The 14,544-nt window shown below is 45.0% G+C and carries 17 protein-coding genes and 4 pseudogenes; 7 read left to right on the forward strand and 14 right to left on the reverse strand.

All coding sequences use genetic code 11. The features are described from left to right. Window positions 1-101 precede the first annotated feature (101 nt). Together JCM16161_RS17465 and JCM16161_RS09005 are read left to right on the forward strand one after the other, a co-directional pair. Window positions 102-1,205, forward strand: coding sequence for a hypothetical protein (locus tag JCM16161_RS17465; protein ID WP_243671091.1), 1,104 nt, complete (start codon window positions 102-104; stop codon window positions 1,203-1,205). Window positions 1,206-1,254: 49 nt separating this feature from the next. After that, window positions 1,255-1,923: an orotidine 5'-phosphate decarboxylase gene (locus JCM16161_RS09005; protein WP_054855638.1), complete on the forward strand. Its 669-nt coding sequence runs from the start codon at window positions 1,255-1,257 to the stop codon at window positions 1,921-1,923. On the opposite strand, the gene JCM16161_RS17470 is transcribed toward JCM16161_RS09005, so the two are convergent. The 5 genes and pseudogenes from JCM16161_RS17470 to JCM16161_RS09025 form a co-directional block, all read right to left on the reverse strand. Continuing rightward, entirely contained in the window at window positions 1,920-2,084 is a 165-nt protein-coding gene (locus tag JCM16161_RS17470) for an Lrp/AsnC ligand binding domain-containing protein (protein ID WP_243671093.1), read from the reverse strand. The genes JCM16161_RS09005 and JCM16161_RS17470 overlap by 4 nt on opposite strands. A 182-nt stretch (window positions 2,085-2,266) precedes the next feature. Beyond that, window positions 2,267-2,425 carry a winged helix-turn-helix transcriptional regulator gene (locus tag JCM16161_RS17475; protein ID WP_243671095.1) on the reverse strand — a complete coding sequence of 53 codons (159 nt, stop codon included), beginning with the start codon at window positions 2,423-2,425 and terminating at the stop codon, window positions 2,267-2,269. A gap of 94 nt (window positions 2,426-2,519) precedes the next feature. Then, window positions 2,520-2,846: a 4Fe-4S binding protein gene (locus tag JCM16161_RS09015; RefSeq protein ID WP_054855639.1), complete on the reverse strand. Its 327-nt coding sequence runs from the start codon at window positions 2,844-2,846 to the stop codon at window positions 2,520-2,522. A gap of 99 nt (window positions 2,847-2,945) precedes the next feature. Beyond that, a pseudogene (locus JCM16161_RS09020) lies at window positions 2,946-3,658 on the reverse strand (TatD family hydrolase). Window positions 3,659-3,690: 32 nt separating this feature from the next. After that, entirely contained in the window at window positions 3,691-4,143 is a 453-nt protein-coding gene (locus tag JCM16161_RS09025; RefSeq protein WP_243671098.1) for a 30S ribosomal protein S17, read from the reverse strand. Between the two features lie 303 nt (window positions 4,144-4,446). On the opposite strand from JCM16161_RS09025, the pseudogene JCM16161_RS09030 reads away from it, so the two are divergent. Both JCM16161_RS09030 and JCM16161_RS09035 read left to right on the forward strand, forming a co-directional pair. Further along, window positions 4,447-5,408 (forward strand): annotated as a pseudogene (locus tag JCM16161_RS09030) (pyridoxal-phosphate dependent enzyme). A 75-nt stretch (window positions 5,409-5,483) separates the two neighbouring features. Next, window positions 5,484-5,717 (forward strand): hypothetical protein, encoded by a 234-nt coding sequence (locus tag JCM16161_RS09035; protein WP_054855640.1) that lies wholly within the window; start codon window positions 5,484-5,486, stop codon window positions 5,715-5,717. 3 nt (window positions 5,718-5,720) lie between these two features. Here the strand turns inward: JCM16161_RS09035 and JCM16161_RS09040 are convergent. After that, a pseudogene (locus tag JCM16161_RS09040) lies at window positions 5,721-7,104 on the reverse strand (acetyl ornithine aminotransferase family protein). Window positions 7,105-7,200: 96 nt separating this feature from the next. Beyond that, a complete protein-coding gene (locus JCM16161_RS09045) occupies window positions 7,201-8,133 on the reverse strand; it encodes a hypothetical protein (RefSeq protein WP_054855641.1) in 933 nt (310 codons plus the stop codon). Between the two features lie 158 nt (window positions 8,134-8,291). On the opposite strand from JCM16161_RS09045, the gene JCM16161_RS17480 reads away from it, so the two are divergent. Both JCM16161_RS17480 and JCM16161_RS09050 read left to right on the forward strand, forming a co-directional pair. Further along, window positions 8,292-8,573, forward strand: a complete 282-nt coding sequence (locus tag JCM16161_RS17480) for a hypothetical protein (protein ID WP_243671100.1) — start codon at window positions 8,292-8,294, stop codon at window positions 8,571-8,573. Continuing rightward, window positions 8,561-9,757, forward strand: coding sequence for a hypothetical protein (locus JCM16161_RS09050; RefSeq protein WP_243671102.1), 1,197 nt, complete (start codon window positions 8,561-8,563; stop codon window positions 9,755-9,757). The genes JCM16161_RS17480 and JCM16161_RS09050 overlap by 13 nt, the downstream gene beginning before the upstream one ends. On the opposite strand, the gene JCM16161_RS17485 is transcribed toward JCM16161_RS09050, so the two are convergent. The 7 genes and pseudogenes from JCM16161_RS17485 to JCM16161_RS17510 all read right to left on the reverse strand — a co-directional run. Continuing rightward, the gene (locus tag JCM16161_RS17485; RefSeq protein WP_243671104.1) at window positions 9,738-10,049 is read right to left on the reverse strand and encodes a hypothetical protein; all 312 of its coding nucleotides are present in this window, start codon (window positions 10,047-10,049) and stop codon (window positions 9,738-9,740) included. The genes JCM16161_RS09050 and JCM16161_RS17485 overlap by 20 nt on opposite strands. A gap of 17 nt (window positions 10,050-10,066) precedes the next feature. Further along, window positions 10,067-10,642, reverse strand: a complete 576-nt coding sequence (locus tag JCM16161_RS17490; protein ID WP_243671106.1) for a cytochrome ubiquinol oxidase subunit I — start codon at window positions 10,640-10,642, stop codon at window positions 10,067-10,069. Between the two features lie 67 nt (window positions 10,643-10,709). Next, window positions 10,710-11,021, reverse strand: a complete 312-nt coding sequence (locus JCM16161_RS17495; RefSeq protein ID WP_243671108.1) for a hypothetical protein — start codon at window positions 11,019-11,021, stop codon at window positions 10,710-10,712. Further along, window positions 11,018-12,427 (reverse strand): cytochrome ubiquinol oxidase subunit I, encoded by a 1,410-nt coding sequence (locus JCM16161_RS09060; RefSeq protein ID WP_054855642.1) that lies wholly within the window; start codon window positions 12,425-12,427, stop codon window positions 11,018-11,020. The genes JCM16161_RS17495 and JCM16161_RS09060 overlap by 4 nt, the downstream gene beginning before the upstream one ends. A 137-nt stretch (window positions 12,428-12,564) precedes the next feature. Then, complete coding sequence (locus JCM16161_RS17500; protein ID WP_243671110.1) at window positions 12,565-12,714, reverse strand: hypothetical protein; 150 nt, start codon at window positions 12,712-12,714, stop codon at window positions 12,565-12,567. Window positions 12,715-12,727: 13 nt separating this feature from the next. Next, window positions 12,728-12,868 carry a hypothetical protein gene (locus JCM16161_RS17505; RefSeq protein ID WP_243671277.1) on the reverse strand — a complete coding sequence of 47 codons (141 nt, stop codon included), beginning with the start codon at window positions 12,866-12,868 and terminating at the stop codon, window positions 12,728-12,730. A gap of 237 nt (window positions 12,869-13,105) precedes the next feature. Beyond that, a pseudogene (locus JCM16161_RS17510) lies at window positions 13,106-13,844 on the reverse strand (FAD-dependent oxidoreductase); the annotation flags it as partial. A 143-nt stretch (window positions 13,845-13,987) separates the two neighbouring features. Between JCM16161_RS17510 and JCM16161_RS09070 the strand changes: the two are divergent. Next, window positions 13,988-14,503, forward strand: a complete 516-nt coding sequence (locus JCM16161_RS09070) for a hypothetical protein (RefSeq protein ID WP_243671112.1) — start codon at window positions 13,988-13,990, stop codon at window positions 14,501-14,503. Window positions 14,504-14,544 lie beyond the last annotated feature (41 nt).

Here is a 14,544-nt window from a genome sequence, read left to right on the forward strand (position 1 = left end):
TTTGCATACCTAGGCTTTAGGCAGGGCGTTGAGTATGGCGGTGAGGCTAAAAACCCGCAGAGGGACTTGCCGCTCGGTACTGTAGTAGCTTCCTAATATGCATGGCTATTTACGTATTACTCCAGGTTGCCTTTATTGGCGCCGTTGATTGGTCAAAGCTTAGCCTTAAGCCTGGTGATTGGGCGGACTTAACATCAACAGTACTAAGTAGTGGGCCGTTCTATGAGATAATGAAGATAAGCGGAATACCAATACTAATGGCCTTTGGCATAGTCCTATTAATTGACGCGATAGTCTCGCCATCGGGCACGGGCTGGATATACACAGGTACATCAGCAAGGACTTTCTATGGTATGGCAGCCGATGGCCACCTACCTGACTGGTTCCTGAGGCTAAATAGGTGGAAGGTGCCGAAGTGGTCGACAATCGCCGCCTGGCTTGTTGGCGCGTTATTCCTAATACCATACCCAGCGTGGGTCTATATTATCACGTTCATAAGCTCAACGACAGTATTAACATACGTAGTGGTTGGATCAACACTTGTCGTACTTAGGAAGACAGCTCCGGAGGCACCCAGGCCGTTTAGGTTACCCGCACCCTACGTGTTTGGTGCGTTGGCCTTCATATTTGCTTACCTAATACCGTATTGGTCTGGTTTTACGACTATGTGGGGTGTCACGGCACTTGTTCTTGCTGGTTTACCATTATTCTTCGTGTATACTGCCGTTAATAGGTTTGGTGTTAAGAGGAGTAATGCCGCAATTCTCGGCGTTATCTACTGGATTATCCTAGCCCTCTCGACAATATTCCTAATATACTACGACATAATCACCCCATACAACTCCATAGGCCCACTACCACTCAGCATGAAGTATGTGCTGCCATTCGTGGCATATGTCGTAATAATGCTTGTGGTTACCGTGGCCTTCATATACGTGATTCACATGTGGTCTAATGAGGAGGGTAGGCAGCACATTAGGGCTGGTTGGTGGGTCCTCGGCGTTTTATTCACGACATTAATCCTCGACTTCGTAGGGCCATTCAGTGTTTGGAAGTCGCCACCACTACCATTCCCATGGGACACAGTAACAGCTGCAATAGTTGCCCTAGTACTCTTCTTCTGGTCAGTGTGGAGCGGAATACCAACAAAAGACCTAGAAATAGTGCTAAGGGAAATGGGCGTAATAAAGGAGGAGAGGAAGTAGTTATTTACGCTAAACGATTTAAATAAAATTAATTTCCAATTATTTCTTAATGATACGAAGATTCACAGGGCTTATCCTGGCATTCGATGTTGATTGGGATGTGAGGAGGTCAATCATGTTCTTAAATGAAATTGGTGATCTTATTGATGCTGTTAAGATTGGTTGGTACCAATTATTAACCATTGGTCCTCAGGGGATTAGGGAACTAACGAGCAATTTTAGTAAGTACTTCCTGGCTGATTTTAAGCTTGGTGATGTTGTGCATATTAATGAGTATGTGGTCAGGAGGACCCATGAGTTGGGCATTAACGGTGTCATAATGCATGCTGTGGCTGGTCGGGATAATCTAGCCCCTGCCATAGACCTGGCACGTAAATTGGATATTGACGTATACCTGCTCGTTTCCATGAGTTCAGGTGGTGAGTTATATGATGAGAACCTTGATTATAATGTGTCGCTTGGTATGAACATCGGCGTTAGTGGCTTTATAGTGCCTGCAACGAAACCAGACGTAATAAGGAAGGTTAGGTCTATGGTTGGTGGTAATTATCAGTTATTATCGCCGGGTGTTGGCGTACAGGGTGGTAGGCCCGGCTGCGCAATAGCCAGTGGTGCTGACTTTGAGATTGTTGGTAGGTCAATAATCAGTAGTGAATCGCCAAGGGAAGCAGCACTTAAGGTGTTGAATGCCATTAGGAACCCAGTTAATTGTTCCTAGTCAGGAAGAACCTTATCAATTGGTAATAACCTATCCCTCCAATCAGACACGAGCTCTAGGACTAGCATGGTCTCCGTCTGTGCAATGTCTGGGTGTGTTGGCAGGTAATTAATTAGGAAGTAACTAAGCTGCCTGAGGTCCTTGGCCCAAACCTTGAGCAATAGGTCATAGTGACCAGTTATTACATAGGCTCCTCAATCCATGGAAGTCTCGGGTCCTCGTCACTATCCTTCAGGATCTTCTCAACAAGGAGTACCTGGCCGACTTACCGCCACTTGGTGCGCTCCTCCTAACGCTAATTAGTACGAAGCTAGGAGCGAGAAGCCAACCTTAAGTGGATCTATTACTGCCTATATGATGTAACTATTTTCTCACCCTCAAGCCTAGCCAATCTAGTGGCTACTGTGGTCCTTGGCCTATTAAGGATCTCTGCCAATTTACTTAATTGTAATCTACCGTCTTTCTGAATTTCCCTAAGTATTTCCTTATCTAACTTATCCATTATCATTAAGGCAGTTTAGAAAGTGCTCTGTTTTAATCTTTCTATCATGAAGAAAACATGGATTTTAAACATTTAATTAAATGAAGTTATTGCATTACGCAGGTGCCCAGGCAATCTTATACTTAGCCTTCCAATCCTCAAACTCCTTCTTCTCAGCATCGCTCAAGGCCTTACTGAACCTATACCAGTTAGCCTTGCCCTTGGCCGAGTCTGGCGCCTCGCTCGTCTTCCATATGCAGTTCACTGGGCAAACAGGCACGCAGCTAAAGTCATCCTTACACAGATCCCATATTAGCCTAGCCTTACCATTCTCATCAAGCTCCAATGCCTGGTATGGACACACGCTTACGCACGCACCGCAGCCGATGCATATGTCTTGATCAACAACGACCTTCTGGAAGGGTCCTGTCTTCTCCGCCATACGGATTAAGCCATTAATTGGGTCTTAATAACTATTACTATTGATACTGCATGTACGTAGATACGAACATAGAGTATCAATTAATAAATAGGGTAAGTATTACAGATTAAAAAGTCTAGAGAAGTTATTACTAACGACGTCCCACAAATCCTCAATACTGACACCCTTTATCTCAGCCACTATTCTCGCGGCATCCTTAACCATGGGAGGCTCAAGCGTGATGCCTCTATACTCGTATGGCCCATCACTCTCAAGAAGTACCATGTCAAGTGGTGCCTCCTTAGCCACAGCCCTTGACTTCTCCTGAATCTTTATGGCGGCATTAATCGATATGTAATAGCATAATCTCTCAACTCCTGAATAAGATTAAGAGGCCCGGTATACCAGTGAAATAGAACCCTGTCCACGTCAGCCCTTCTAACCATCTCAAGAACATCCCTCCAGGCATCAGGCGCGTGAATATTAAGTGGTAGGTCATAATCCCTAGCCCAATTAACAAAGACTTGGAAGAACTCAACCTGCCTATTGAAGGTCTGGGGAACGAACCTCCTATCAAGCCCAACCTCACCAATACACCTAGCCTCAGATAATAGCTTCTCAACCTGCCTTAACTCATCAAGCCCAACCTTATCCACATTCCATGGGTGAATGCCTATGCACGGCACGACATTATCATAATTATTCGATAAATCAATGGTCCTCTTCGAAGATGGGTAATCATCGGAGACAGCGGCTATCGTAATTTCCTTAACGAACTCAGCGATCCTACTATCCAGAAACTCGTGCAAATGCGTATGTGCATCGTAAAGCATTAATTATATGAGAATAAGGGATTATTAAAGGGTTATTGCTGCTGCTCAAGCCTTAGCACTTGAGACTTAACCTCAGTAATATCCTCTCTCCTACCAATTATAACGTGCTTAATGGTCTTAGCCAGGGGTTTGGTCTCACCAATATAAACAATGTCGCCAGGCTTAACGTCAATGCACGGAGGAACCCTAACATGCATTTTCCTCCTCCTCCTTTCATACCTCTTATACTTAGGGTCATAATGCAGCCACTCATGGACAACGGTTGCGGTTCTACCATGAACCTTCTCAACAACGACTGTGAAGATCTGCCCCCTAACACTTAGGTGTCCATGCCATGGGCACTCAGGGTCGTTACAAACCTTCTTGGGCGGTAGGAGCCAGGGAATGCCAACATGCCTAACCCTAATAGTCTCGCCATTGGGTAATTGCACCTTCTCACCTGGCCTAGGTCTCTCGGGCATCTCCTTCACAATGACCTCAACCATCAAGCCGCGTACAAATAACCCCTTTAAAACAATTTCTTTTGTAAGGAACCCAAAGACTTATAAACATGGCAATTAATACATTAACACCGCGACAGTCCCAGAGAGGACCGTGGCGGTCCCCAATGAATGCGGACGGACGAACCGCGGGGATTCCGTACATCCGCACTTTCTCTTTCAATTATTCATAATGAAACATCAAATAATGACGAATTTACTGTTAAAGAAAGTGCCATGGATTAAATAGGCGACACGGCAATTGTGAACCTGCATATCAGCGATTCTTCAACAATGAAATCCGAAATAATGCTTTTAAGGCCTAGTTATTCCTGCCAGTTAGTATGGCAGGTGTTGGTATTTGCAGGCAGCAATGGTAAGAATGTTTTTCTTAGTGTAGTTGATTTCATAAATGGCTTCTACCCGACGCCCCTTGTTAGGCTTGACCGCTTTGGTGATGTTTGGGCTAAGCTTGAGTTTTTCAATCCACTTAGTAGGAGTATTAAGGATAGGACCGTGCAATTCCTGCTACGTAAGTACTTAAACAATGGTTTAAGTGGTCACCTCGTCTTTGAGGCCTCCTCAGGCAATGTGGCGATTTCCCTTGCGGCTTTAGCCAATGTTTATGGGTTTAGGTACAGGGCTTACGCCACGAAGCATTTGCCCGAAACCACTGAGGTGCTTCTCAAGGTCTTAGGTGCTGAGGTTGTTAGGGTTGATAGGGACATGATTGATGAGGAGTTTTGGCGTTGGGTTAGTGAGGAGGCCGTTAGGAATGGGGCAATTAATCTTAATCAGTTTGAGAATGTGGATAATCCCGAGGTCATTATCAGGTTACTGGTGAGGAAATCGTTAGGCAATTCAGGAGTGTTGGTAAGGTGCCTAGGGTGTTAATTGCGGGTATTGGCACTGGTGGGCATTTAACCGGTATTGCCAGGAGGCTTAGGGATGTGTTTGGTGATGTATACGTTGTTGGTGTTGAGCCTGCGGCGGGTAGCGCAATACCTGGTATCAAGAGACTTGAGTCTGGCACTAGGTGGGTTCGTGAGGTTGTTAATGAGGTTGTTGATGTAAGCCTTGAGGACGCGGTTAAGGGGGTTATTACTGTGGCCAGAAGTACGGGCTTGCTTGTGGGCCTTAGTAGTGGTGCTGTCTTTCATGCCTTTCTCAGGGTTAGGGAGAGGCTTGGCGATGTTACTTACCTATTGATTTTTCCTGACGATATTTATAAATACGTGGGTATCATTAGTCGTTTCGTGAATTCTGCGTAAGTTCAGTGAAAGTTTCAGTGTACTCTTTAAATAAAAACCTGATAGGACTTTTTAACCTGTACACGTATACGTGATATGATGACTGGCAGGTATAAAGTCTTCATAAACAGGAGGATGGGTAGGATCCTGGTTAGTGGTAAGTCTGAGGATTTATCACTAATTGAGGAGGGCTGGAGGATAATTTATGAGGATAATGACTGGAGAAATGCCTTTGAGTATGCGAGGAATTACGCGGATAGGCATGACTACGTACTTGAGTGGTACCTGGAGGAGGAGAGGGAGGTTTTGAAGGATGCGTTAATTAATTAGGGATCACTTAACGCGTTCTCTATCAACCTTCTTAATAACATCAATTATTATATCCACGGCCTTCTCCGCCAGCTCCATGGTTATGTTTAGCGGTGGTGCAATCCTAATCGTAGACTTTCCGGCACTTATTACCGCAACACCCCTCTTAAACGACTCATAAAGCACTTGCTCTATCTCCTTCGTCGCATACTCCTTCGTCTTCCTATTCTTAACAAGTTCAACGCCGATCATTAGACCAAGGCCGCGCACATCACCAATCAATTCCACGTGATCCATCTCCTCCATAAACCTCCTCTTAATGTAATCACCAACTCTCTGGGCATTCACAAGCAGGTCCTCATCATTTATTATGTTAATAACCTCAACACCGGCTGCCAGGCTACTGGATTACCACCGAAGGTATTCGCGTGCGATCCCCTTGGTAGATCCATTATGTTTGCCCTACCAACAATTGCACCAAGTGGCAACCCAGCGGCTATTGCCTTGGCCATTGTTATTATGTCCGGCTCGACGCCCCAATGCTCAATTGCAAACCACTTACCAGTCCTGCCAAATCCAGCCTGCACCTCATCATCGACAAGCAATATGCCGTACTTATCAGCGATCTTCCTAAGGCCAGGGAAGAAGTTCTTTGGTGGAACGACATAACCACCCTCACCCTGTATTGGCTCAAAGAATATTGCCGAAACCTCGCTAGGGTCGACCATCTTACCGAATATCCAATCCTCCAGGTAACCAAGAACAGCCTCGCCACACTCCTCCTCACTCAAGTTCTTACCAAAGGGGCACCTGTATGGGTATGGATATGGTATGTGGATCACGTTGGGCAGCATTGGGTTAAAACCATACCTCTGAATCGGCTTACTGGCTGTTAATGCCATTGAGCCGTACGTCCTACCATGGAAGGCGCCAAGGAATGCAATTATGTACGGCCTCTGATTCCTGAAGTGACCGCGCGATATCTTCATGCACCCTCGATTGACTCGGTGCCCGAATTCGTGTAGAACACGCGCTTATCACCACTTATTGGCACTATTTCCCTGAGCATTGATGCATGCTTAACAATTAATTCATAGTAGAAATCCGTCATGCTATAGTGCGTGAATAACTCGGCCTGCCGCTTAATGGCCTCCACAACCCGTGGATGGCTATGCCCAACATTCATAACAGCAATACCGGCGTTAAAGTCGATGTACAGATTGCCATCAACATCCTCAACGACAGGCCCATAACCCCGCCGAATAACCAATGGATACCACCGGCCAAAGGACTGCATTATTAATGATTCATCCATCTTTATTATCTCCTGAGCCTTTGGACCAGGTGGTTCAACAACTATTTTAGGCACGTTACTTGGGTCTATTGGCCAGTACCACTTGGGTGGCATCGGCTTTACAGGGATTTATCTAATTAATAAATTCTTCTCTATAGGTTTTCATCATCAATAATTAAGTAAATAGGTTATATTTAATGGTAATAAGGCTTATTTAGCCATCAATAATTTAAGGCCGGCCACGGTCGGTGTGACTATGGCTCTACCATCGCTCAGGTACCTAATTTTAACTAAGTTCATATTTGATAACTTAATCAATTCCTTAATAACGTCATTCCTAGCCACAGCAGCTGATTGGGTCACCATATCGATCAGCGACGCCATAGTCGTGAAACCAAGCTCATTAACAATCCTTAAAATCTCCAGGTCAACGTCATTCAGGGCCTCCCTACTAAACTCAAAGTTATTACGCACGGTGCCAAGTCCAAGCCTATTCATTAATACCTCAGACCCCGAACCACCACTTACCCTGATTAATCTGCCAAAGACTTCCTGTGGAATTGATAATGAAGTAATTATTAACTCATCAAACACACCAATATCACGAGGCATGCGGTTAGAAAACACGTAGATATTACCAAGACCTCTAACCTCCTGCAATGAATCCCTAATCTCATCTATGAAGTCCGTAGCAAGTATGGCCGAGCCCTTAATAATATTTGATGCGTAATGAGCCAATATAACGGCTGCCACCAATGACTTTACAGGCTCTATTAACGGGATATTTATGCAGCCCTTACCTATTGGTCTCCATACATTAAGCATGCTCATTAATTTCATGAAGTAATAAAGCCTTGATGCGTTGTAGTCCATGTATGTCTCGATCACGTAGTTCACGGCATCGTAGAGTCTCGTCGAATTAGTGAGTGAATCAAGGAGTAGCCTTAAATCATCATCCCTTAAATCAAGTATTCTACTCCACATTAATGCGATCCTCATGATAACCCCAGGGCTTAATTCAATGTCTATACCAGTCTCGTTATTACTTCCTGGGCATACCATGGATATTACCCAATCATCACTTGATAGTACATTATGAATTAGGTAATCAAGCCCCAGCGATCCATGTATTAATATTAGCATTAATGAATAGTCATTATCGTGATAGAAAAGGTTTATGATTAAAATAACGTAACACAGATCAATGTGAGGAATTTTTAAATCAGTAACTAATACGTAGATTCGGCGTCAATGGCGAGAAGCGTAAGGACAATGGCGGTCTTGGCGTCATTACTAGCCTATTGAGTAGCTTTACATATAACATTGCCATCACGAGGAAAATACCGACAGCCGGTCTTGGCCTTTTATCATTACTTAATGCCACAATAGCCTTCTCAACCCTACCAACTGCGCTGATAAACTTTGCCTACCCAAGGTTGACGGCTAGGGATAATGGGTTGAACATTGCGGCTGCCATAAATGTATCATCAATCTTCTACCTAATTACATTTGCCCTAACCATAGCCTACCTAGTGAGCGTTTGGTCTAAGATGGGGCCTATGCCTGGCTCGTGCTCACCATAGCTGTGCTCTCGGAAATAACATCATACCTGCAATCCATAACTAACTCCGTATTGATGGTTAAGGATAGGGGTAGGTTCGTAGTGACGTCCATTATTCAATCAATTACTAAGTTCATTGCAATACCTGTGATAATGGTCCTTGGATGGACCATAGAGGTCATTTTGTGGTCAACATTCTTCATAGTATTCATACCATCGCTATACGCCTTCATATATTCACTAAGGTATAATGTGCATGTCTACGACACGCACAGATACCTGAAGGAGGTCCTTAGTGCATCCTGGGTGCCTTTAATGGGCTACGCAATTAATTCCTTCAGGTCCCTGGACGCCATGTTCATTGGGATCTTTGGCTATGCCCAGTTGGGTATTTGGTACGTGATCTTCATACTCAGCAAGCCGTTTGGTTACAGCGGCACGTTCATCAATGTCACATATGGAGAGCTTCTTGAGCGGGGCAAGTTGAGCATAATCTATAGGGACTTCCTAATACTACTTTTAATAACCACGTATGTGGCATTGGCACTGTCGTTCTTCCCCGGCATCTACATAAACCTTGTTAGGCCAAGCCTAAGGGGTGAAATAAACCCATTGGTACTGCCCGTCATACTCCTCGCGGTAAACAGCGTCCTGGGTAATGTTAATCAATTCATTAGTAATGTGATGCAGGGCATTGATAAGAGGGATATCCAGGATACCCGTGAGATAAGGCCTGGCGTTTACCTGAGAAGCCTCATCCTACATACCCACTTGGCTGAGCTTGTTTTCACAATTGTTTATCTATCAACAATGATACCATTAATTCTACTATTTAAGGACTTGGAATTTACGTACTACGCAGTGACTGGGGCATTGGTATCCTCATTACTTGCCAACATATCTGCTTTGGGATTTAGACTTATTAAACTTGGTAACCTTAAATCCGTGCTTAATGGTAGGGCGTTAATTCTGGACTATGCAGTGCCGTCATTATTATCAATAGCTGCCTTAATGATCATCGCGCACGAGATGAGGTTCATACTTTACCCAAGCATAATTATTTCACTGTATCAGGTGGTGGCCGTATCATTGATAACGCTGGTCATTTACTTCGGTATTGCAATGGCCGTGTCAGGAAATGTAAGGAGTTTAATGATTATTTTAATAAGGAGGATAATCAGCACAATTACTGCCCCTCAACTTTAAGTACTTGTGGTGTCCACTTCCATGAGAGGGCGGCGTAAATGACGTAGAGCAGTAACGCATTAAATAGGGCGAACACCACGAAACTGCCGTAAAGTAATCCGGGCTGCACGGACACCAGCTGCACCAGGGCGTTTAATTCAGGCGTTAATAATGTGGAGACCTTCAATGTATTGGCGACTTGAAGCGTGAATTGCAGGCCGTATGCCTTAACAAGCACGGGTACCGCAGATAAGGGCGGAACTATGGCGTAGGGTAGGTGCGCCAGCCCATTCATCACCTCAGCGCTAATCATTAGCATTAATACAAGGACTAACTTAAGGCTGAAATTGATCTATTAATGAACTTGAAGGATAGAACTATCAGTATGAGTAGTACTAGGCCTAGGGCTATATCCATGTAGAATACGCCGGTCAGCACCATGGTTGGTTTATAGACCGGGTATAGACTTGACGGCAGGTATGCAGGTGGTTTACCGAGTATGGACCAGGCAACCGTCGGTGAGTATAGGTAAACCTCATAGAGGTACAATCCAGCGAATACTGCGTAGAGAACACCAAATACTAGGCTCACCCAATTACTGATTCTATACCCAACCAGCCTATACTCACTCTTATCGACTGAGTACCTCCACCCAAATATGGAGTTTATTAATATCCCAGTCATTGCAATTGCGCCGAAGAGTGTCGCTAGGAATAATGGGGCATACGTTGGGTTTAGGAAAACCTGGGACCAATTAATACCGAGTGTGAAACCAACAATAGATGAGGTATTCTTAAACACCTCAACACCAGCTGGGTAGTTTATGAAGGCGAAGACGAGCCTAAACATGGCCGGTATAACCGTAAGTGCTATTGCCATGCCATAACCAACAGCCACATGCTTCATCGGGCTAATCCTACCAAAGCCCTATAGTAGAAACCAATGAAGGGTAGGGCTATGGCAACTCCAAAGACTATGGCAACGCCCAAACAGGCCATAATAGGGCCCCGGCTATGTTCGTGAATATCGGCAGTAGGCCCGCGAGGAACACGGTTATTATTGTGCCAAAGAGACCACCAATTGCGTAAACAGTAATTAAGTAATTAGCCATATTGTGCGCCAAGTCAACATAGACCTGCTTATTACGCCTATAACCAATTAGCTCAAGCGTTGGTAGTATCCAGCCAAGGCCAAGCACAGTATAGACCAGGGTAGGTGAACAGCAAAGGCCCAGGCGATTAAGCCACGGCAATGTCTGTTGCCGAGACCATACCCACCACCTCAATACTCCACAGCCTTCACCTTAGTCTCTTCGTACTTAGGCGCTCTCTTTAGGTATAGGTAGACCATGAACACCGCCAGCGATGGCATGGCGATCTCAACGATAAGCACAAGTACCGCCAACCAAACTGGGAAGTAAAGCGTTGGGTTCAGTAAACCGCCTGGTCCAACGGGCACGCCAGTAATTATTGGTGGGCCACCACTTGGGTTGGGGTCTGCCTGAACTAATATGAATGGGTACCTGCCTGACTCAGCTGAGACTGCGCCGCCGATCGACGCGAAGGCTGCAAAGAACGGCATTAAGTAAACGCCGTTCCTCTCAAAGAAGTTTGCCAATGCCCTAGCCCAACCAAAACGACCAAAGAAGCCTGGGAATAGGTACCAAAGTGATAAGGCACCGCTCCATATGCCAAGTAATATTCCGAATATGACCATGAAGACCCAGTAAAACACAAATACGAAGGCTGGCGGTCTCTCATAGGCAGGCCAGCTATAGTAGCCCCAGAAGGCGTGGTTGAATGTCCCATACGCAAGGAAGCTCGTTAATGGGTCAACTCTGAGACCGCTCCAGAACATGCCCTCAAGAGCCGCCAACTTAAGTGGATCATCCTGCAGAACTAACTCGCCCTGTAGGTGGCCAAGTACGAAGCCCTGAATCGCCGTTAATACGGCCACAGTGGGTACCAGTACCTTAAGCATCATTAGTCTCTCGGGCTTCCTATCACGTATGTATAGGTATAGGTATATCGCGGCTATTATCGACCAGGTAAGTATGACAGCGGCCAGTATACCGTGGAATATGAAGACATTGGCGCCCCACCAGAACATGTTCCAAGCATCTGTAGGCGAGGCCCATTTAACCACGTAATCCGTTAAACCAACCACATTCTGTCCAGTGGCCTGGTACAAGTTAATAACCTCGAGACCTGGCGGTCTCATGCTCAATGATGCCATGACCGCCAATATGTTGTAGGCACTATAATAGCCGCCAAATGCTGCGACTATACCTATTATCCAGTGAAGGACTTGATTCCCAATCTTGTTCCACGTAAATACATAGAGCGGCAATATTATCACCTCAGTTAGGAATGCAAACAACTCCAGGTAAAACGGTAACACAATGGCCTCGCCAATTAACGATATGAAGTTACTCCACAACGTAACTAGGCCAAACTCAACCAGTGTACCGAAGGCCGCACCAACGCCGAAGAATATTGTCGATATTACTGAGAACGTCCTGGCAGTGTTATACCAGAAGGGATTACGGCTCCTTATATATAGGTACTCAGCAACCACGGCCAGGAGTATTGTGCCAAGGAAACTCGATGCCATTGATACATGGGTTAAAACACCAACCGCAGTCACAACCCTAACATCAGTTGGCGCCCCGAGTATGGGTTGGTCTACCATCGCACATAGTTATGTGAATTAACAATTTATATAGTGATGCGTCCTATATTTTTACTTAAATAGGCATATGTATGTTCATTAAAAATATCAGCATTTAGTTATAAATACTTAAATTTATTTAAATATAAAAGAATGCGTCAATTCCTGAGAAATTGTCTCGCGGCAATTATTAATGGATCCCAGACCTGGGTTACGGCAGGTAGGTAAGCCAGGTCGCTCATGAATAGGTCTTCAACGGTTGCCCCCTTAGCCATTAATGCCGCTAATGTATCGATTCTACCAAGCACGTAGGAGCCATCATCACCAAGTACCTGGCGCCAGGATCCTCATGCTGTCCTCATCAATTATTAGCTTTATCGTCACATAACCACCGCCTGGGTAATACCTTGCCTTGGTCCTGGCGGTTATTACGGCACTCCTCACCTTAAATCCATGCCTCATTGCTTCCTGCGTTGTTAATCCAGCGCTTGCTATGTATAGGTTCATGAATCTAGTCATTGAGGTACCAACAACCCCAGGAAAGACCATGGGCTTACCGGCTATGTTACTACCTGCCACGAACCCCATCTTATTAGCCGTAGTCCCAAAGGGGTGCCAGTAGGGCTTACCAGTTATTAGGTTCTTTGTCTCGGCCACATCACCCGCGGCATAGACATTATCGATGCTTGTCCTCATGTGACTATCAACCCACACGGCACCCGTTTCACCAATGCGTAAATTGAGTTGTTTTGCCAATTCCGCATTTGGTTTTATGCCCGTTGCGAGTATTACTGCGTCAACAGCGTGCTTACCACCATCAGTAATTATTACCTGCTTATCACCCTGGTAATCAATCTCGATTACCTTCTCATTCAATCGCAACTTTACGCCATGCTTAATTAACTCATTTATAACGATATTACCCATATCCTCATCCAGGGACTTACGTAATGGGTAACCAGACCTACCAATCATCAATACCTCCTTACCCCTAAACCTAAGCGCTCGCAACCTCAAGCCCAATATAGCCAGTACCAATAATGCCAACGCTATCCACTGAGTAGAGCACATTCCTCAGATTTATGGCATCGGCCGGGTGATGCACCGTGAATACGCGATCCCCCTTAATTGGTATGTTCGGTATAGCGGGAATAGCGCCGGTGGCGAGTACCAGGTAATCCCACCCCACTTTATTACCCCTATCCGTGACCACGTAACCCGGGCCGACCTCAATGACGGTCTCATTAGTCCTAACATCAATACCCCTCTCCCTCCTGAAGTAGTCGGGTGTGTAGTGCATGAATAATTCATAATTATCGAATAACCCCTCGAGGTAGTAAGGAATTCCACAGGGTGCGTGACTAACCATGCCTGTCCTCTCAAAAACCACAACTTCAAAGTCACGCCTCAACCTCCTTATTCTGGACGCCGCACTCATTCCAGCGGCACCGCCACCGATTATTACGACCCTCATACTGCGTGAATTAAGGAAGAAAAAATAAATTATACCCTTTAAACCAGCATGCGTGAATACAAATGCATAATAGCAATACTAATGATAAATTATCTAAGATCATTGATATGATGAGGGAGCTCGAGAGATACCTAGCCATTCTATACGGCATAGCCGCCTCGAGCACCAATGAGCCATTCATAAGCGCCATAATGAGGAAGATAAGCATTGAATCTGCAATGCACAATTACATATTAACTACAATAAAGGAGTTGATTCATGAATGCCCGCCAAAGAAGGTCTTTGACGTGGAGACATTAACCTCATTGCAGGGAAGTATTGAGGAAGCCATAACCCACACAAAGTCCCTAATTGAGTACATAAGCTCAATGGAGAAGGTTCATTACGATGTAACGAACGTAATAATTGATAAGTTAAATGAATTGGAGGGTTATGAGGATAATGCCGTGAGGGTCTACAGCTTCCTACTAAGGAGTTACCTACCAATAACCAGTACTAGGATTGAAGCCAAACACCGTGCAGCCTCAAAGCTTATTATTAAGTTGCTTAAGGGTATATCGGATGATGAGAAGCACCATAGTGAGTTACTCCAGGTTATTAGGGAGTACTTATTGAAGCCGTAATTTTATGCGTAGAAAAGAAATTAAAGTGCTTAGTCCAGGTC

Source organism: Vulcanisaeta sp. JCM 16161 (genome assembly GCF_001316285.1).